21 protein-coding genes are annotated in these 17,148 nt (G+C 71.7%); 12 read left to right on the top strand and 9 right to left on the bottom strand.

Annotated features, from left to right (window positions below):
* The first annotated feature begins 34 nt into the window (after nucleotides 1–34).
* Genes RWK90_RS14680 through RWK90_RS14655 form a run of 6 tightly spaced genes read left to right on the top strand, consistent with a single transcriptional unit; the run spans nucleotide 35 to nucleotide 6,721 of the window.
* Entirely contained in the window at nucleotides 35–3,079 is a 3,045-nt protein-coding gene (locus tag RWK90_RS14680) for a Na+/H+ antiporter subunit A (RefSeq protein ID WP_314038359.1), read from the top strand.
* Nucleotides 3,076–3,675, top strand: a complete 600-nt coding sequence (locus RWK90_RS14675) for a Na(+)/H(+) antiporter subunit C (protein ID WP_314038358.1) — start codon at nucleotides 3,076–3,078, stop codon at nucleotides 3,673–3,675. Before RWK90_RS14680 ends, RWK90_RS14675 begins: the two co-directional genes overlap by 4 nt.
* Nucleotides 3,672–5,297, top strand: a complete 1,626-nt coding sequence (locus tag RWK90_RS14670) for a Na+/H+ antiporter subunit D (RefSeq protein ID WP_314038357.1) — start codon at nucleotides 3,672–3,674, stop codon at nucleotides 5,295–5,297. The genes RWK90_RS14675 and RWK90_RS14670 overlap by 4 nt, the downstream gene beginning before the upstream one ends.
* A 1-nt stretch (nucleotide 5,298) precedes the next feature.
* Entirely contained in the window at nucleotides 5,299–6,051 is a 753-nt protein-coding gene (locus RWK90_RS14665) for a Na+/H+ antiporter subunit E (RefSeq protein WP_314038356.1), read from the top strand.
* The gene (locus tag RWK90_RS14660; RefSeq protein WP_314038355.1) at nucleotides 6,048–6,341 is read left to right on the top strand and encodes a monovalent cation/H+ antiporter complex subunit F; all 294 of its coding nucleotides are present in this window, start codon (nucleotides 6,048–6,050) and stop codon (nucleotides 6,339–6,341) included. Before RWK90_RS14665 ends, RWK90_RS14660 begins: the two co-directional genes overlap by 4 nt.
* Nucleotides 6,338–6,721, top strand: a complete 384-nt coding sequence (locus RWK90_RS14655) for a monovalent cation/H(+) antiporter subunit G (RefSeq protein WP_314038354.1) — start codon at nucleotides 6,338–6,340, stop codon at nucleotides 6,719–6,721. The genes RWK90_RS14660 and RWK90_RS14655 overlap by 4 nt, the downstream gene beginning before the upstream one ends.
* Nucleotides 6,722–6,825: 104 nt before the next feature.
* On the opposite strand, the gene RWK90_RS14650 is transcribed toward RWK90_RS14655, so the two are convergent.
* From RWK90_RS14650 to RWK90_RS14640, 3 genes are all read right to left on the bottom strand, one after another.
* Nucleotides 6,826–7,182: a hypothetical protein gene (locus tag RWK90_RS14650; protein WP_314038353.1), complete on the bottom strand. Its 357-nt coding sequence runs from the start codon at nucleotides 7,180–7,182 to the stop codon at nucleotides 6,826–6,828.
* A 93-nt stretch (nucleotides 7,183–7,275) separates the two neighbouring features.
* Nucleotides 7,276–8,079 (bottom strand): LytR C-terminal domain-containing protein, encoded by an 804-nt coding sequence (locus RWK90_RS14645; protein WP_314038352.1) that lies wholly within the window; start codon nucleotides 8,077–8,079, stop codon nucleotides 7,276–7,278.
* A 15-nt stretch (nucleotides 8,080–8,094) separates the two neighbouring features.
* Nucleotides 8,095–8,445, bottom strand: coding sequence for a DUF3263 domain-containing protein (locus tag RWK90_RS14640; protein WP_314038351.1), 351 nt, complete (start codon nucleotides 8,443–8,445; stop codon nucleotides 8,095–8,097).
* Between the two features lie 163 nt (nucleotides 8,446–8,608).
* Between RWK90_RS14640 and RWK90_RS14635 the strand changes: the two genes are divergently transcribed.
* From RWK90_RS14635 to RWK90_RS14615, 5 genes are all read left to right on the top strand, one after another.
* Nucleotides 8,609–9,280, top strand: coding sequence for a peptide deformylase (locus tag RWK90_RS14635; RefSeq protein ID WP_314038350.1), 672 nt, complete (start codon nucleotides 8,609–8,611; stop codon nucleotides 9,278–9,280).
* Nucleotides 9,273–10,391: a GNAT family N-acetyltransferase gene (locus RWK90_RS14630; RefSeq protein ID WP_314038349.1), complete on the top strand. Its 1,119-nt coding sequence runs from the start codon at nucleotides 9,273–9,275 to the stop codon at nucleotides 10,389–10,391. Before RWK90_RS14635 ends, RWK90_RS14630 begins: the two co-directional genes overlap by 8 nt.
* A 10-nt stretch (nucleotides 10,392–10,401) precedes the next feature.
* Complete coding sequence (locus RWK90_RS14625; protein WP_314038348.1) at nucleotides 10,402–11,202, top strand: exodeoxyribonuclease III; 801 nt, start codon at nucleotides 10,402–10,404, stop codon at nucleotides 11,200–11,202.
* Nucleotides 11,203–11,208: 6 nt separating this feature from the next.
* Complete coding sequence (ppk2, locus tag RWK90_RS14620; RefSeq protein WP_314038347.1) at nucleotides 11,209–12,102, top strand: polyphosphate kinase 2; 894 nt, start codon at nucleotides 11,209–11,211, stop codon at nucleotides 12,100–12,102.
* A gap of 100 nt (nucleotides 12,103–12,202) precedes the next feature.
* Nucleotides 12,203–12,619, top strand: coding sequence for a CoA-binding protein (locus RWK90_RS14615; protein WP_314038346.1), 417 nt, complete (start codon nucleotides 12,203–12,205; stop codon nucleotides 12,617–12,619).
* A 67-nt stretch (nucleotides 12,620–12,686) separates the two neighbouring features.
* On the opposite strand, the gene RWK90_RS14610 is transcribed toward RWK90_RS14615, so the two are convergent.
* The 4 genes from RWK90_RS14610 to RWK90_RS14595 form a co-directional block, all read right to left on the bottom strand.
* Nucleotides 12,687–13,214 carry a CD225/dispanin family protein gene (locus tag RWK90_RS14610; RefSeq protein WP_314038345.1) on the bottom strand — a complete coding sequence of 176 codons (528 nt, stop codon included), beginning with the start codon at nucleotides 13,212–13,214 and terminating at the stop codon, nucleotides 12,687–12,689.
* Between the two features lie 75 nt (nucleotides 13,215–13,289).
* Nucleotides 13,290–13,586 (bottom strand): GNAT family N-acetyltransferase, encoded by a 297-nt coding sequence (locus RWK90_RS14605; protein WP_314038344.1) that lies wholly within the window; start codon nucleotides 13,584–13,586, stop codon nucleotides 13,290–13,292.
* Nucleotides 13,587–13,683: 97 nt separating this feature from the next.
* Nucleotides 13,684–14,445, bottom strand: coding sequence for an ABC transporter permease (locus tag RWK90_RS14600; RefSeq protein WP_314038343.1), 762 nt, complete (start codon nucleotides 14,443–14,445; stop codon nucleotides 13,684–13,686).
* Nucleotides 14,442–15,356: an ABC transporter ATP-binding protein gene (locus RWK90_RS14595; protein WP_314038342.1), complete on the bottom strand. Its 915-nt coding sequence runs from the start codon at nucleotides 15,354–15,356 to the stop codon at nucleotides 14,442–14,444. Before RWK90_RS14595 ends, RWK90_RS14600 begins: the two co-directional genes overlap by 4 nt.
* An 87-nt stretch (nucleotides 15,357–15,443) precedes the next feature.
* Here RWK90_RS14595 and RWK90_RS14590 point away from each other — a divergent pair, with 87 nt between their 5' ends.
* Complete coding sequence (locus RWK90_RS14590) at nucleotides 15,444–16,097, top strand: DUF1707 domain-containing protein (protein WP_314038341.1); 654 nt, start codon at nucleotides 15,444–15,446, stop codon at nucleotides 16,095–16,097.
* A gap of 10 nt (nucleotides 16,098–16,107) precedes the next feature.
* Here RWK90_RS14590 and RWK90_RS14585 read toward each other — a convergent pair whose 3' ends face one another.
* Together RWK90_RS14585 and thiS are read right to left on the bottom strand one after the other, a co-directional pair.
* Entirely contained in the window at nucleotides 16,108–16,896 is a 789-nt protein-coding gene (locus RWK90_RS14585) for a thiazole synthase (protein ID WP_314038340.1), read from the bottom strand.
* Entirely contained in the window at nucleotides 16,889–17,089 is a 201-nt protein-coding gene (thiS, locus tag RWK90_RS14580; RefSeq protein ID WP_043566308.1) for a sulfur carrier protein ThiS, read from the bottom strand. Before thiS ends, RWK90_RS14585 begins: the two co-directional genes overlap by 8 nt.
* Between the last annotated feature and the right edge of the window lie 59 nt (nucleotides 17,090–17,148).

Raw genomic sequence — 17,148 nt, 5'->3', positions numbered from 1 at the left:
CGTCGTCCGAACGACGCAAGGAGAGGAGCCGCCGGTGATCGTGATCCTCGCGGCCCACGCCGTGGCCGCCCTGATCGCGATCCCACTGGTGCTGAGGCTCGGACGCCGAGCTTTCCCCCTACTGGCCCTCGTCCCCGCCGCCGGAGCGGTGTGGGTGGCGGCCAACCTCCACCACGTGCCCACGGAGACCTTCCAGTGGGCGCCCGGCATCCACCTGACGCTGGACCTGCGCATGGACGCGTTGTCCGCGCTGATGTCCCTCATCGCGCTCGGCGTGGGTGCGTTGGTGCTGTTCTATTGCACCTGGTACTTCGACGACTCCGAGCCGCGGCTGCACCTGTTCGCCGCGGAGATGGTCGCGTTCGCCGGGGTCATGTTCGGCCTGGTGGTGGCCGACAACATGATCCTGCTCTACATCTTCTGGGAGATCACCTCCGTCCTGAGCTTCCTGCTCGTGGGCCACTACGCCGAGCGCGCCTCCTCGCGCCGGGCGGCCACCCAGGCATTGCTGGTCACCACCCTGGGTGGCCTGGCGATGCTCGTCGGCATGATCATCCTGGCCCAGGAGGCGGGGTCGTACCGGGTCAGCGACATCGTGGCGTCCCCGCCGTCCGGGACCCTCGTGCACTGGGCGCTCGTCCTGGTGATCGTCGGCGCCACGAGCAAGTCCGCCATCGCGCCACTGCACTTCTGGCTCCCCGGCGCCATGACCGCACCGACGCCGGTGAGCGCCTACCTGCACTCGGCCGCCATGGTCAAAGCCGGCGTGTTCCTGGTCGCGGCGTTCAGCCCGGGCATGTCCGGTTCCACGACGTGGCAGCTGCCGCTCATCGCCCTCGGCCTGGTCTCCCTGCTCATGGCCGGATGGCGTGCCCTGCGTGAGTCCGACCTCAAACTGGTCCTCGCCTTCGGCACCGTCTCCCAGCTGGGCTTCCTCCTCGTGCTGGTGGGCATCGGCTCCCGGGACACGATGCTCGCCGGGCTCACCATGCTGCTGGCCCACTCGCTGTTCAAGTCCGCGCTGTTCATGGCGGTCGGCGTCATCGACAAGACCACCGGCACCCGGGAGATCCGCGAACTGTCCGGGCTCGGCCGCAAGAGCCCCGCCCTGGCCCTGTTCTTCGCCCTCGCCGCCGCCTCCATGGCGGGCCTGCCGCCGTTCCTCGGGTTCGTCGGCAAAGAGGCCGCGTTCGCCACCGCCCTGGCGGAGGACCGCCTGCACGGGATGCCCGCACTCGTCGTCACCGCCGGCCTCGTCGCCGGGTCGGTCCTCACCTTCTCCTACACCGCCCGCCTGGTCATGGGCGCCTTCCGGTCCAAGTCGTTCTTCCCCGACGGCGTCAGCCCCGCGGTCGCCGGGGCCGGGAGGGTCAACCCGTTCTTCCTCTCGGTCCCCGCCCTGCTCGCCACCGCCGGCCTGGTGCTGGGACTGTGGTCGGCCCCGGTCGAGTCCCTGCTCAGCCGGTTCGTCGACACCGCGTTCCCGCCCGGCAGCCCCTGGGCCGGCGACGAGCCGTACCACCTCGGCCTGTGGCACGGCATCGGCGTCCCGCTCGCGCTCACCGGGGTCGTGTACCTGCTCGGCACCATCCTGTACGTCGCGCAGCGGACCGTCGAGAAGATGCAGTTCGAGTCGCCCGCCCTGGGTAACGCCGACCGCATCTACGACGCCGTCCTGCGCTTCTTCGACATCCTGTCGCTGCGCCTGACCGCCAGCATCCAGCGCGGATCGCTCCCGCTGACCCTCGGGATCATCCTGTTCACGCTGGTCCTATTCCCGTTCGTCTCGCTCATGGTGGGCACCCGCGAGGGCCTGCGGATGGAGCTGTCGGCGAACCCGGTCGTGCTGTTCGTCATGATCCCCATGACCGTCGCGGCCGTCGCGGCCACCGTGCTGCGCAACCGCCTCGCCGCGGTCGTGGCCATGTCCGTGACCGGCTACGGCGTGGCCGTGATCTTCGCGTTCCACGGCGCACCGGACCTCGCGCTGACGCAGGTCCTCGTCGAGACGCTGATGATGGTGGCGTTCGTCCTCGTCCTGCGCACGATGCCCGCCGAGGTCCCGCTGTCCGACGGTTTCCGCAGGCTGCGGGCCTGGCTCGGGATCGGGGTGGGCCTGCTCGTCGTCATCGTCGGCGCCTACGCGATCAACGCCCGCCAGGACCCGGCCGTGTCGGCGGTCTTCCCCGACATCGCCTACGACATCGGCAACGGCGCGAACGCCGTCAACGTCACGCTCGTCGACATCCGCGCCTGGGACACCCTCGGCGAGATCACCGTCCTGCTCGTCGCCGCCACCGGTGTGGCGAGCCTCGTGTTCCGGAACCGCCGCTACGGGTCCGGCCCGAGGATCGCGGACGCGGACAAGACCCGCTCGGGGCGCCGGGGGATCGAGGCCGCCCGCATCGTCATCGAGGCGCCGGGCGCCTCGCCCGGCCGCTGGCTTGTCGGCGCGACCGTCCGCGACCCCCGCGCCCGCTCCCTCGTCCTCGAGGTCACCACCAGGCTGATCTTCCCCACGATGATGATCCTGAGCCTGTTCTTCTTCTTCGCGGGACACAACAATCCGGGCGGCGGTTTCGCCGGCGGACTCGTCGCGGGACTGGCGCTGGTGCTGCGGTACATCGCCGGCGGCCGCTACGAGCTCGGCGAGGCCGTCCCGATCGACGCCGGCCGGATCCTCGGCGCCGGCCTCCTGCTGGCCGCGGGCACGGCCGCCACGTCCATGGCCTTCGGGGCTCCCCCGCTGTCCAGTGCGACCCTCGAGTGGACGCTTCCCGTGTTCGGCGAGGTCAAGCTCGTCACCGCACTGTTCTTCGACGCGGGTGTGTACCTCATCGTCGTCGGCCTCGTCCTGGACATCCTCCGCAGCCTCGGCGCCCGGCTCGACCTGGACGCCGAGGACCTCGAGGAACTGCGGGCCGTCTACGTCGACGCCACCGACTCGCCCTCCACCGCCGCCCTGCGCCGCGTCCCCGGCGTCGACGGCCAGGCACCGCGGTCCGACCTGGCCGCGCGCCGGGCCGCCCGCCTCGAGGCCGCCGAGAACCAGGGCACCACTCCCCAGGGGATGCCATGACCGCCGACTTCGCACTGCTCCTCATGGCCGGCGTCCTCAGCGCGGCCGGCGTCTACCTGCTGCTCGAGCGCGCGATCATCAAGATCCTGCTCGGCATCATGATCCTGTCCAACGGCGTCAACCTGCTCATCCTCGCCTCGGGCGGGGCCCCCGGGAACCCGCCCATCCGCGGCCGCTCGTGGGGCGACAACACCGTCGACTCCGACCCGCTCTCCCAGGCGATGATCCTCACCGCCATCGTCATCACCGCCGGGGTGGGCGCGTTCATCCTGGCGCTGGCCTACCGCTCGTACCAGTTCACGACCGTGGACGAGGTCGCCGACGACGCCGAGGACACCAAGATCGCCCAGCGCTCCCCCACCGACGCCTGGTCCGCACCGGACCGCGACGCCTCGGACGACCACACCACGGGCCAGCCCACAGAGCTCGGCGACCACGTGGACTACGACGACGAGGACCTCGAGGAGGCGGAGGCCGAAGCCGAAGCCCGGGCGGAGGCCCGCGCCGAGGCCAGGGCCAAGGCGGAGGCCGAGGCGCGGAGGGTCGACAGACGCGAGAGGCGGTACAAGAAGGCCGGGAAGGAGGAGGACCTGTGATCTCCCCCGACCTCTTCGGTTACCTCATCCCCTCCGTCGTCCTGCTCCCGCTGCTCGCCGCCGCACTGTGCCTGGTCGTCTCGCGTCGGCCGCAGGTGCAGAACGTCATCACCATCACGACCCTGACCGCCCTGCTGGTCATCTCGGGCCTCCTGCTGGTCCTCACCGATTCCCACGGCATGCACACCGTCCAGGTGGGCGGCTGGGACGCCCCCGTCGGCATCTCGCTCGTCGCCGACCGGCTCAGTGCCCTCATGCTGTGCGTCTCGGCCATCGTGCTGCTGACGGTCATCATCTACGCGGTCGGGCAGGGTGTGCGCGACGGCGACGGGGACCAGCCCACCTCGATCTTCCTGCCCACCTACCTCGCGCTCGCGGCCGGTCTGAACGCCGCGTTCATCGCGGGCGACCTGTTCAACCTGTTCGTCGGGTTCGAGATCCTGCTGGCCGCGTCCTACGTGCTGCTCACCCTCGGCGCCAGCCAGGAACGCGTCCGCGCCGGTGTCTCCTACACCGTCGTGTCGATGGTGTCGTCGATGGTGTTCCTGCTGGGCATCGCGCTGACGTACTCGGCGGTCGGCACCCTCAACCTCGCCCAGGTGGCCACGCGGATGGCGGAGGTCCCGGACGGCCTGCGCAACACCATCTTCGCCGTGTTCCTCGTGGCGTTCGGCATCAAGGCCGCCGTCTTCCCGCTCTCGACCTGGCTGCCCGACTCGTACCCGACCGCGCCCGCGCCGGTCACCGCCGTGTTCGCCGGGCTGCTCACCAAGGTCGGCGTCTACGCGATCATCCGGTTCCACACCCTCGTGTTCCCCGGGGGCGACATGGACGGGGTCCTGCTCGTCGCCGGTCTGCTGACCATGGTCGTGGGCATCCTCGGCGCGATCGCCCAGTCCGACATCAAGCGGATCCTGTCGTTCACCCTGGTCAGTCACATCGGCTACATGATCTTCGGCGTCGCCCTGTCCAGCGAGTCCGGCCTCAGCGCCGCGATCTACTACGTCGGCCACCACATCATCGTCCAGACCACGCTGTTCCTGGTGGTGGGCCTCATCGAGCGGCAGGCCGGGTCCTCGTCGCTGCGTCGACTGGGCTCCCTCGGCGTGGCCAGCCCGGTCCTGGCGGTCACCTTCCTCATCCCGGCGCTCAACCTGGGCGGCATCCCGCCGTTCTCCGGGTTCATCGGCAAGCTCGCGGTGGTCCAGGCCGGTGCCGAGTCGGGAGGCGCCCTCATGTGGATCCTCATCGCCGGCGCGATGGTGACCAGCCTGCTCACCCTCTACGTGATCGCCCGCGTGTGGTCGAAGGCGTTCTGGCGCCCCCGGGCCGACGCCCCCGAGGGCGCGCTCGCGCTGGCCAGGCCGCTGTCCCTCCTGCCGTCCGACGAGTACGTGGAGTTCGACGAGCGCGAGGAGGTGGGCAAGATGCCGTGGAGCATGCTGGCCCCGACCTGGGCGCTCATCGTGGTGTCCATCCTCATGACGGTGTTCGCGGGCCCGCTCCTGCAGGTCACCGACGACGCCGCCACCTCCCTGCGCGAGCGGGCCGAGTACCTGTACACCGTTCCCACCGACGGCTCCCCCGGGCGGTTCGTCGACTCCGTGACGGGGGTGCGTTGACATGGCCCGCACGGTGAAACTCGACCCGCGTGTCCTCGGGGCCCGCGTGTGCATGACGCTGTGGTTGGCGTTCGCCTGGGTGCTGCTGTGGGGCAGCGTCGAGGTGGGGACCATCGTCTCGGGCCTCATCGTGGCGACCGTGGTGATGGTCGTCCTGCCCCTGCCCCGGGTGCCCGTGGAGGGTCTGCTCCGGCCGCTGTCCACGGTGTGGCTCGTGCTCGTGGTGGCCTACTACCTGATCCGGTCCTCCATCGTGGTCGCCTGGCTCTCGATCCGCCCCACGGCGCCGCCGCGCTCCGCGGTGCTGCGGGCGCCCATGCGGTTGAAGTCCGACTTCACCCTCGCCCTGGCCGTCAACACCCTCAACCTGCTGCCCGGTGGCATCGTCGTCCGGGTCGACCCCGTCGCCCGCTACGTGTACGTCCACGTCCTGGACGCCGGGACCGACGAGGCCGTGGAGCAGTTCCGGCGCCAGACCGCCCACGTGGAGAAGCTCTACCTCCGCGCCTTCGAACGGGACGAGGACTGGCGCCCCAGCCCCGAGCACTACTCGGCCCCCGCCGACAGCGCCCCGACCACCGCGGGCACCACGACCCCCGGGGACCCGGTCGACCCCGCCGGCGGGACCGACCCGGAGAATCCGGGCGACGCCGACGGGTCCCGCCCCGGTGAGGCCGACGCCGACGCGGCGAGCACCCCCGCCGGCGCGGAGAAGCCGTACGACCCCACCACGGAAGAGGAGGGACCCTGGTGACCGTCACACTCGTCCTCTGGATCCTCGCCATCATCGCGTTGACGGCGGCCCTGTTCGTCACCACGGTCCGCCTCGTCGGAGGCCCCAGCACCCTCGACCGACTCATCTCGCTCGACACGCTGGTCGCCGTCGCCCAGGGCGGCATCGCCGTCTACATCGCGTGGACCAAGGACACCACCCCCGCCGCGGCCCTGGTCGCTCTCGCGTTGGTGGCGTTCCTCGGCTCGGTGTCCGTGGCCCGCTTCCGCGTCAGCGACAACGTCGGCACCCCCGAGGAGGCCTTCACATGAGCAACGACGTCATCGAGACGATCTCCGCGCTGTTCGTCCTCGCGGGCGCGCTGCTGACACTGTGCAGCGCCATCGGCCTGCTGAGATTCCGCGACACGCTCAGCCGCATGCACCCCGCCGCCAAGCCCCAGGTGCTCGGGCTCGTCCTCATCCTGATCGGGGCGGGCATCCGCGTCTACCCCGACATCGACCTCGGGATGCTCGTGGTCGCGGGCATGGTCGCCGTGTGCGCCGCCCCCGTGATCGCCAACCGCGTGGGCAATCTCGCCTACCGCGAGAGCGTGGAGGACGGCACCATCACCCACGAGGCGCCCGTGCTCGAGCAGTACACCGGGCCCGGCATCGACGGCCGCCGCGACGCCCGCCGTCGCGACGCCTGAGCCACTACCCGACGACGCCGCCCGCGGGAACACGCGAGCCCCGCACCGTTCTCGACGGGTGCGGGGCTCGTGGCGTCCGGGCCGGGCGGGGCCGGGACGAGGGATCAGGGAGCGGGCTGCGTGGGGACCGCGCTGCCGGCCTGCTGCTCGGCACCCGGGACGGGCAGACCGTCATCGGTGGTGGCCTGGCCGCCACCCTCGTCGCCGCCCTCGCCCGGGATGCCGGTCGCGGTGGTGCCGCCCCGGAAGTCCTCGATCGTGTCGGGGTCGTCGGTCTCCTGCGTTTCCGGGATCGAGGTGGCGTGCCCCGGCGCGGACTCCTCGGAGTACGTGGGCAGCGTGTACGGCGCGTCGGCCTCGGCCGGCTGCTGATTGGGCGGGCTGCACGCGGCCACGGCGAACGCGAGGGCGAGTGCGGGAGCCGCGACCAGGAGGCGGCGGGCGGTCTGACGCGGGGCCATGGGGGCTCCTTCGATCTCGGGAAGCTGCAAGTCGCTACAGAGCGGGCGCCCCGCGGGCGGGCGGGACGCGTGGGCTCATCATATCCTCAGGGGTCAGCGGTCGAGATCCTGGGTGACGATCACGATCACCCCGGGAGCCTCCCCCGCCAGGTCCGCCGGCCGCGGCTTGGCGGTGATCCCCAGCTGGGCGGCGATCGCCTCCGCGGCCTCCCGCTCCCCCGGCCCGCTGCCGAAGAACGCGGTCGACTGGGCCACCACACCGCGGTTGGACGGCATGTTGGCCACGTCCCCCACCGCGAAGCCGCTCTCCCGCAGGGCCTCACCGGTCCGACCGGCCAGGCCGGTGACGGTGCTGTTGTTGAAGATCTGCACCGGCACGGCCGTCACGTCGGGCCCGGCGCCGGCGGGCTGACCCGCGGGCGCCTGATCGCCGGGCTGGCCGGGGGCCGCCGGGTCGGCGGGCTGACCGTCCTGGCCGGGCGCACCCTGGGCGCCGTCCTGCCCGGCGGGGGCGCCGCCCTCTGCCGGGGCGTCGCCGGCCGCGCCGGCCTCGCCCTGCGCGGGCTGACCGGACGCGTCCTGCCCGTCCTGACCGTTCGGCTCCACCTGGGAGGTGCCCTCGCCGGCGGTGGTGGCCGCCTCGTCGTCGTCGCCCCCGAACAGCTGCACCAGCCCGATGCCCACGGCGAGCACGACCGCCGACAGCAGCACCATGGCGATGGCGCGGTACGGCGGGCCGCTGGGCTCGTCGGGACCGCCCGCGCCCGGGCCGTACGGGTCGCCGTGGGCGTCGCCCTCGCGGGGGTCGCCGTACGGTGCGTCGTCGTACCGCGGATCGCCGTGATCGGGATCGCCGGGCTGCGGGGCGTGCTGCGGGTTCTCGGACTGGGAGCTCACGCGCCCGAGTCTAGGTCAGTCGAGCCGCATTCCCAGGTTGCGCGCCGCGCGAGCCTTCTGCCGGCTGGACCGCATGCGACGCAGGCGCTTGACGAGGAGCGGGTCCGCGGCCAGGGCCTCGGGCCGGTCGATGAGATCGTTGAGGATCTGGAAGTAGCGGGTCCCTGACATGTCGAACTGCTGCCGGATCGCCTCCTCCTTGGAGCCGGCGAACTTCCACCACTGCCGCTCGAACTCGAGCATCTTCCGGTCCCGCTCGGACAGGGCCGGGTCGGCGGCGTGCAGCTCGGCGGAGTGCAGCTCGGCCGCGTCCCTCGCGCTGCTCTCGGCCCGCTCCTCGCGTGCCGTGGTGGCGGTCCGGCCCATGTGCGAGCTCCTTCCCGGTGGCTGGCGGATCACACCGTTGTGATTCACCGCCAGTGTCCCACAGGGGTCCGACAGCCTGCCAGCGCCGGCGGCGTGCGCGCGGCCCGCGGGTCGGGACACCGCTCGTCATCGACGGGGCGGCCGTCCACCTAGAATCGGGTGCATGGCCGTCCGTCCCATCGTCATCCTCGGCGATCCCGCGCTCCACGCGCCCACCGAGCCCGTCACCGAGTCCCCCGAGGAGATCGCGGACCTCGTCCGGGACCTCTACGAGACCATGGACGCGGCCAACGGGGTGGGCCTGGCCGCCAACCAGATCGGCGTCCGCAAGCGCCTGTTCGTCTACGACTGCCCCGACCTGGACACCGAGGACGGCGAGGGCGTCTCCCGCGAGGAGGTCGAGGCGCGCGGCGGCTGGCTCAACCGCCGCGGCTGCGTGATCAACCCCGTCCTGGAGACCTCCGAGATCCCCGAGACCATGCCCGACCCCGAGGACGACCTCGAGGGCTGCCTGTCCGTGCCCGGCGTGAACTTCCCGCGCGGGCGCGCGTGGTGGGCGCGCGTGACCGGTACCGACGAGCACGGCGAGCCCGTGTCGGTCGAGGGCTACGGCCTGTTCGCGCGGTGCCTGCAGCACGAGGTCGGGCACCTCGACGGGTTCGTCTACACCGACCACCTCATCGGCCGGAACAAGAAGGCGGCCAAGCGCCACATCCGCGACGCCGGGTGGGGCGTGCCGGGCCTGAGCTGGGACCCCGCCACGGACCCGGACCCCTTCGCCGACGAGGACGACTGGGACGGCGACGACGACGAGGTCGACACCGACCATGGCTGAGCAGGACCGGGACCTGGCGGAACGGTCCCGGTGGAACTCCGGCCGCCAGGTGGCGGTGGGCATGCGCGTGGTGGTGCGTCGCCATCTGGCGCCCGGTGAGTCCTCGCACCTGTACACCGACGTCATCGGTCACGTGGTGACGCTCGAGCCGGAACTGGTCGTGCGCCGCGAGTCCGGCGAGGAGCTGCGGATCCCGGACGCCGACATCGCCGTGCTCAAGGTCCTCCCGCCGCGGCCGGTGCGGGCCCGCGACGTCCGGGCCCACGAGTACGCCGGCGCCCTGGCGTGGCCGTGCGGCGAGTACGAACTGGTCGACGGCTGGTTCTGCCGCGCCGGCGACGACTGGTCCTACCGCGGGAACTCCGCGGTGCCCGTCCTGCCGTGGGCGAGCTGCGAGGACCTGGACGGGGTGCGCGACTGGTACGCCGCCCGCGGCCTGCCGCTGCGGCTGGTCGACGTCGACCGGCTCGTGAAGGTCGAGCGGATGATGCTCGACGGCGCGCCCGTGGACCCCGCGCGCATCCACGCCGACCGCGACCTGTTCCTCTGCACGGCCGACAGCGAGGCGCTGCTCGCCGTGGTCGACGCCGCCTTCCCCGCCGACACCCGACCCGCCGTCACGCTGGCCGAGCGCCCCGACGACGACTGGCTGGCGCTCTACCACGCCACCGCCGACCTCGACCCCGAGCGCGTGCGCCCGGCGATGCTCGCCACCGCCGGGATCGTCGCCGACGGCCCCGACGCCGGCGAACCCGGCCCCGGCGGTCACGTCGTGTTCGCCCGCCTCGAATCCGGCGGCGAGCTCGCCGCCATCGCCCGCGGCGCCGTGACCGCGGGCCCCGACGGGCGGGCCCGCATCGCCGTGTCCTGCGTCCAGACCGCCGACGGCCACCGCCGCCGCGGCCTGGCCGAGATCGTCACCGGCGCGCTCGTCGCCTGGGGGCGCGGTCTCGGCGCCGCCGAGTGTCACCTCCACGTGTTCGCGGACAACACCGCCGGGCGCGGCCTGTGGGCCAAGCTCGGACTCGAACCCCACCATTCGCTGCGCCACCTCGTCGTCGTCGACCAGTCCCGCCCTCCTGCGGTGACGGCGCCGCGCGACGCGCAATAGACTCGCGGCCATGCGCCTGGCCACCTGGAATGTGAACTCGATCCGAGCCCGCAAGGACCGCGTGCTCGCCTGGCTCGACCGGACCGACGTCGACGTCCTGGCGATGCAGGAGACCAAGTGCAAGGACGAGCAGTTCCCGCACGAGGAGTTCCGGGAGCTCGGCTACGAGGTCGCCCACCACGGTCTGAGCCAGTGGAACGGGGTCGCCGTGGCCTCCCGCGTCGGACTGGACGACGTCCGCCTGGGCTTCGACGGCATGCCCGGGTTCCACAAGGACCCCGAGCAGTCCCAGGACCCGGAGGCCCGCGCGATCTCCGCCGTGTGCGACGGCGTCCGCGTCTACAGCCTCTACGTCCCCAACGGCCGCGAGCTGTCCGACCCGCACTACACCTACAAGCTCGAGTGGTTGGCCCGGCTGCGCGACCACGCGTCCGCCGAGCTCGCCGCCGACCCCGACGCCCAGGTGGCCCTGGTGGGCGACTGGAACGTCGCGCCGCTCGACGAGGACGTGTGGGACATGGAGGTCTTCGAGGGCAAGACCCACGTCTCCCCGCCCGAGCGCCTCGCCTTCGCGGCCTTCGACGGCGCCGGCTTCCGCGAGGTCACCCGCGAACACACGCCCGGCCCCGGGGTCTACACGTACTGGGACTACACCGGGCTGAGCTTCCCCAAGCGCAAGGGCATGCGCATCGACTTCCAGCTGCACTCCCCCGCGCTGGCCGCCCGCGTCACCGGCGCGTTCATCGACCGCGAGGAGCGCAAGGGCAAGGGTGCGTCCGACCACGCGCCCGTCGTGGTGGATCTCGGCTAGCGGCCCATGTCGACCTTCCAACTGCGGCACTACATCGACCGGCTGCGGGCCGAGGGCTTCACCGTCCGCGACGACCACGGTGAGGACCCCGACCTCATCGACATCCACGGCCGCGCCGTCGACACGTGGCGGGAGAACTACCCGTACGACCGCCGGATGGACCGCAACCAGTACGAGGTCGAGAAGTACCTGCTGCAGATCGAGCTGCTGAAGTTCCAGAACTGGCAGGCCGAGTCCGGCCACCGGCAGGTCATCGTGTTCGAGGGCCGCGACGCCGCCGGCAAGGGCGGCACCATCAAGCGGTTCACCGAGTACATCAACGTCCGGCAGGCCCGCGTCGTGGCGCTGGTCAAGCCCACCGAGACCGAGCTGTACCAGTGGTACTTCCAGCGCTACGTCGCGCACCTGCCCACCCGCGGTGAGCTGGTCCTGTTCGACCGCTCCTGGTACAACCGCGCCGGCGTCGAGCGGGTGATGGGCTTCTGCACAGACGCCCAGTACGAGACGTTCATGGAGCAGGCCCCGATGTTCGAGCGCATGCTCGTGGACTCGGGGATCGGGTTGACCAAGCTGTGGTTCTCGGTGACCCGCGAGGAGCAGAAGACCCGGTTCGCGATCCGCCAGCTGGACCCCGTCCGCCGCTGGAAGCTCTCCTCGATGGACCTGGAGTCGCTGGGCAAGTGGGACGAGTACACCGAGGCCAAGGAAGAGATGTTCCGCCGCACGGACACCGAGTGCGCCCCGTGGACGACCATCAAGTCCAACGACAAGAAGCGGGCCCGCATCAACGCGATGCGCTACTTCCTCAACCAGTTCGACTACCCGGAGAAGGACCACCAGGTGGTGTTCGAGCCGGACCCGAAGATCGTCCAGCGCGGCAAGGACGCCGTCGGGGACTGACGGGCGCGGCGAGCACCGTGCTGTGGCAGCGGGCCCCGTGCTGTGCCGGCGGGCGGAGGGCTGCGGGAATGTCTCGGCGCCTCAGCGCCTTGCACGGAGTATGAGCCACACCAATGATCCGGCCGTCATCGAGCGTCTGCTGTCCCGGAAGGGTCGGTGGGCCGTCGTCGGCCTGTCTTCGAACACCTCGCGGACCGCGTACCGCATCGGCGCGTTCGTCCGCGACCTCGGCCACGAGATCGTGCCGGTCCACCCGAAGGCCGAGACGGTCCACGGTCAGCAGGGCTACCCGGACCTGGCGTCGGTCCCCGGCGAGATCGACGTGGTGGACGTGTTCGTCAACTCCGAGCTCGCCGGCGGCGTGGTCGACGACGCGATCGCCCGGGGCGCGAAGGCCGTCTGGCTGCAGCTGGGCGTGATCGACGAGGCCGCCGCGGAGCGGGCGGAGAAGGCCGGCCTCGACGTGGTGATGGACGCGTGCCCGGCGATCGAGGCACCGCGACTGGGCCTCGCCTGACCCCACGCTCGCGCCACCCGCCCCGGCCGGGGCCGGTGGCGGGACGACCGTCGGCTCGGCCCGGGTCCTAGAAGCCGCTCGAGGCGAGTCCGACCATCGCGAAGATGAAGACGACGTACAGGACGATCAGGACCGCCACGATCGCCAGCGAGATCATGCCGAGCCGCTTGGCGGTGGCGCTGGCGGCCTCCGCCTCGGCGTGCCGCCCGGCGGCCCACAGCGGGTAGACCTCCAGCGCGCGGGTCATCGCGATGAACGACAGGGGCCAGAAGAACAGGATCGAGGCCACGGCCCAGCCGACGTTCGACGGCGGGCCGGGACGTGCCCCGGGCGCCGCGGCGAATCCGCCCGTCGCCGCGTACGCCGGCGTCTGCGCGCCGTAGCCGCCCTGGTCGTAGGACTCCTGGCCGAACGAGCTCTGGCCGAACGAGCCCTGACCGTACGCCTGCTGGCCGTAGGCATCCTGCCCGTACCCGCCGGTCCCGTAGGCACCCTGTCCCGCCCCGGAGTGTCCGCCGTATCCCGACTGAGCGGAGTAGTCCGGGTACCCGGACGGGGAGGTGTTGTCGGCGTTGTCGCCCTGCGGGTGAGTCATGAGCAGTCCTGTTCGCTGGCCGGTCTTCCGTCGCTCACACTACGGAAGTGCTCCGACACCGTCCGCCGTGACGTCTCAGCCGGCGGCGACGAGCAACTGGTACTCGGGGAAGCGCACCAGGAACCGGCGCACGTAGCTGCACACCGGCCGGATCTTCAGCCCGTCGAGTCGGAGGCGGGTGAGCACCAGGCTCACCAGCAGCCGGGCGATGCCCTGCTGCCCGAACCGCTCCTCGATCACGGTGTGCAGCAGGATGTAGACCTCGCCGTCCTTCTCATACCCGACCAGCCCCATGAAGGTCTCGCCGTCCCAGAGTTCGAAACGGTCTCTATCGGTGTTGTGGACGAGCTTGAGCGAAGTTCCGCCGGACATCTCGACTCCTTAGGGCCGACCCAGTATCGGTTCCGACCCTACCCCTGAAGGGCGGCGCCGTTCGGTGCATCGCGGGAGTCGGTCCCGCGGGCGGGACTCAGGCGTCGCGCCGCATGGTCGTCACCAGGCCCGCGACCCAGAGGGCCACGCAGACGGCGGCGTAGAGCGCCAGGGCCGGCCACTCTCCCCACGTGATGTAGCCACGGGCCGACTCCCCCTGGGTCCAGTAGTCACCGTTGGCGAACGGCATCCACCCGGCGATGTCCTGACCGACCTTCGGGATGAGCGAGACCATGCCCTCGAGGGCGAGGATCCACACGAGGAACAGGGAGATCGTCCCGGCGGCGTTGCGCATGATGTACGCCAGTCCCATCACGGCCAGGGTGCCGAGCGCGGCGTAGACGGGGAACCGCCAGAGGTAGGTCAGCCCGTCGCCGGAGAAGGGGGTCCACGACTCGTTCCCGGACAGCGCCCCCGCCACCAGCAGCGCGACGATCACCGCGACGGCCGTGACGACGACCGACAGCACGACGAACAGCCCGGTCTTGGCGACGATCGCGGGCCAGCGCGACGGCGAGGTCAGGTAGGTCGCCTTGATCGTGTGATAGCGGTACTCGCCCGTGACGCCGACGATCGCGGCGATCCACACCAGCAGCACCGTGAACGCGGAGACCCCGAGGATGGCGAACAGCGGGTCGCTCCCACCGCCGGCCTCACCCGCGACGGGTTCCGTGGCCGACTGGTCGAACTGGCCGATGATCACGGCCAGGGCCACCGCCAGCCCGATCCCGATCGCGTACAGCCAGTAGGCGCTCTTGGTGGTGGTGACCTTGATCCACTCGGACTTCAGCAGGTTCATCGGGTGGACTCCTGACCGTGGTACTCGACGTCCTGATCGGTGAGGGCCATGAAGGCCTCCTCCAGGGAAGCCCGCTTCTCGTGCAGCTCGTGGACGGTGATGCCCAGGCCGGCGGCGAGGTCGCCCACCTGGGGGGCCCGCAGGCCGTCGATGAGGAACACGCCCTGCTGCGGGTCGAACGTGGCCTCGATGTTCTCGGCCCGCGCGGCCTCGGTGAACTCCTCGACGTGCGGCGTGCGCAGAACGACCGAGGACCTGGCGGCCGAGAGGAACTCCTCGACCGAGGTCTGCGCGCGCAGCTTCCCGCGGCCGATCACGACGAGGTCCTGGGCGGTCTGGGACATCTCCGACAGCAGGTGCGACGAGACGAGCACCGTGCGGCCCTCGGCGGCGCGGGCGTGCATGAAGCGGCGGATCCACAGGATGCCCTCGGGATCCAGCCCGTTGACGGGTTCGTCGAACAGCAGCACCTCGGGGTCGCCCAGCATGGCGGTGGCCAGCCCGAGGCGCTGTCGCATCCCGAGCGAGTAGCCGCCCACCTTGCGGCCGGCGACGTCGGTCAGGCCCACCAGGGCCAGGACCTCGTCCACGCGGGTCGCGGGTACGCCGGCCGCCGCCGCGATCATCTTCAGATGCGCGCCCGCCGAGCGGTTGGCGTGCGTCCAGGACGCGTCGAGCAGGCACCCGACCGTGTGGGCGGGCTGCTCGAGGTCGCGGTACGGCCGGCCGTTGACGAGCGCCTCGCCCGACGTCGGGTTGTCCAGGCCGACGATCATGCGCATCGTGGTGGACTTGCCGGCGCCGTTCGGGCCGAGGAAGCCGGTGACGACGCCGGGGCGGACGGTGAAACTGAGGTCGTCGACGGCGGTCGAGCCGCCGTAGCGCTTGGTGAGATTCCGTACCTCGATCATGGCCCCCAGTGTGCCTGCCGGGGTCGACACGGCGTGCGTCCACCTACTCAGCCCGCGTACAGGTGCGGCGGGTCTAGGCTCGTGACCATGGACGACCCGACGCCCGATCCACAGCGCCCGACGCCCTCGGTCCGCGCCTCGGATGCCGAGCGCGAGGCCACCGCGAGGGCGCTACAGGAGTCGTACACGGAGGGCCGGTTGACGCTCGCCGAGTTCGACGAGCGGACCGCCGCCGCGTACGGCGCCCGGTTCCGGCACGAGTTGATCGAGCTGACGCACGACCTCCCGCTCGCCCGGCGGGAGCTCGAGTCCGCGTTGGAGATCCACGCCGAGCGGGCACCGGCGCGACGGGTGACCGGGGGCGACGGGCCGTCGACCTCGATCGCGCTGATGAGCGGGGTCGAACGCCGCGGGAACTGGACCCTGCCCGCCGAGCACACCGCGCTGGCGCTCATGGGCGGGGTCCAGATCGACCTGCGGCGTGCGGCCCTGCAGTCCCACGAGAGCGTGATCCGGGCGTTCGCGATCATGGGCGGGATCGAGATCCTCGTGCCCGACGACGTCCACGTCGAGATCGACGGGATCGGCGTCATGGGCGCCTTCGCCGAGGAGGTCGGCCCCTGGAAGTCCGATTCCCGCCCGGTCCGTCAGGCCCCGCCCGGCGCGCCGGTCGTGCGGATCACGGGCCTGGCGCTGATGGGCGGGGTGGAGATCCGGCGGGTACCGCGCGCCGAGGACTGACGAGGACTGATCAGTCGATCGGCGGGCTCGAGGCCTGGGCCCAGAACCGCTTGGGGATGCGACCGGCGACGCGGGCGGCGTGCCCGGCGCGGACGGCCTCGCGCATCGCGGCCGCCATGAGCGGCGGGTTCTCGGCGCGCGTGACGGCGGTGGCCAGCAGGACCCCGTCGCAGCCCAGTTCCATGGCCAACGCGGCGTCGGAGGCGGTGCCGATCCCGGCGTCGCAGATCACCGGCACACCGGCCCGCTCGACGATCATCTCCAGGTTGTGGGGGTTGCAGATCCCGAGCCCGGTCCCGATAGGCGCGCCCAGGGGCATGACCGCCGCGCAGCCGACGTCCTCCAGGCGGCGGGCCAGCACGGGGTCGTCGGTCGTGTAGGGCAGCACCACGAACCCGTCGTCGACCAGGTCCTCGGCCGCCTCGACGAGTTCCACAGCGTCGGGCAGGAGCGTGCGCTCGTCGGCGATCACCTCGAGCTTGACCCAGTTCGTCCCGAGGGCCTCGCGGGCGAGGCGGGCCGTCTTCACGGCCTCGGCGGCGCCCCGGCAGCCGGCCGTGTTGGGCAGGGGCCGGATCCCGAGTTCGCGCAGCAGCCCGAGCAGCCCGAGGCCGTCCGAGCCGAGCCGCAGGTCGACCTTGCGGATCGACACGGTGGTCAGGGCCGTGCCCGACGCGATCAGGGCCTCGCGCAGGACCTCCTGGTTGCCGGCGCCGCCCGTGCCCGTGATGAGTCGGGAACCGATCTCCTCACCGGCGATGACCAGCGGCGAGTCCAGCACCGCGGAGACATCAGCCACCCTGGACCGCCGTGAGGACGTCGATCTCCGCACCCGCACCGAGCGCGGCGTCGTCCCACCCCGAACTGGGCACCACCACGCCGTCGACGGCGATCGCGACGCCCTCGTCGGGCAGGTCGAGCTCGGTGACCAGCGCGCGGACGGTCGCACCGTCGGCCAGAGTGCGGTCCTCACCGTTCACGGTGACGATCATGGGGCCTCCTGCAGGAAGTCGTGACGTACGGCACCCACCGTAGCCGCCGCGCACGGCCC

Source organism: Dietzia sp. CH92, from assembly GCF_032248695.1.
Classification (GTDB): domain Bacteria; phylum Actinomycetota; class Actinomycetes; order Mycobacteriales; family Mycobacteriaceae; genus Dietzia.
The sequence above is the reverse complement of the archived record's forward strand: the minus strand, read 5'-3'. Positions and strand labels throughout refer to the sequence as shown.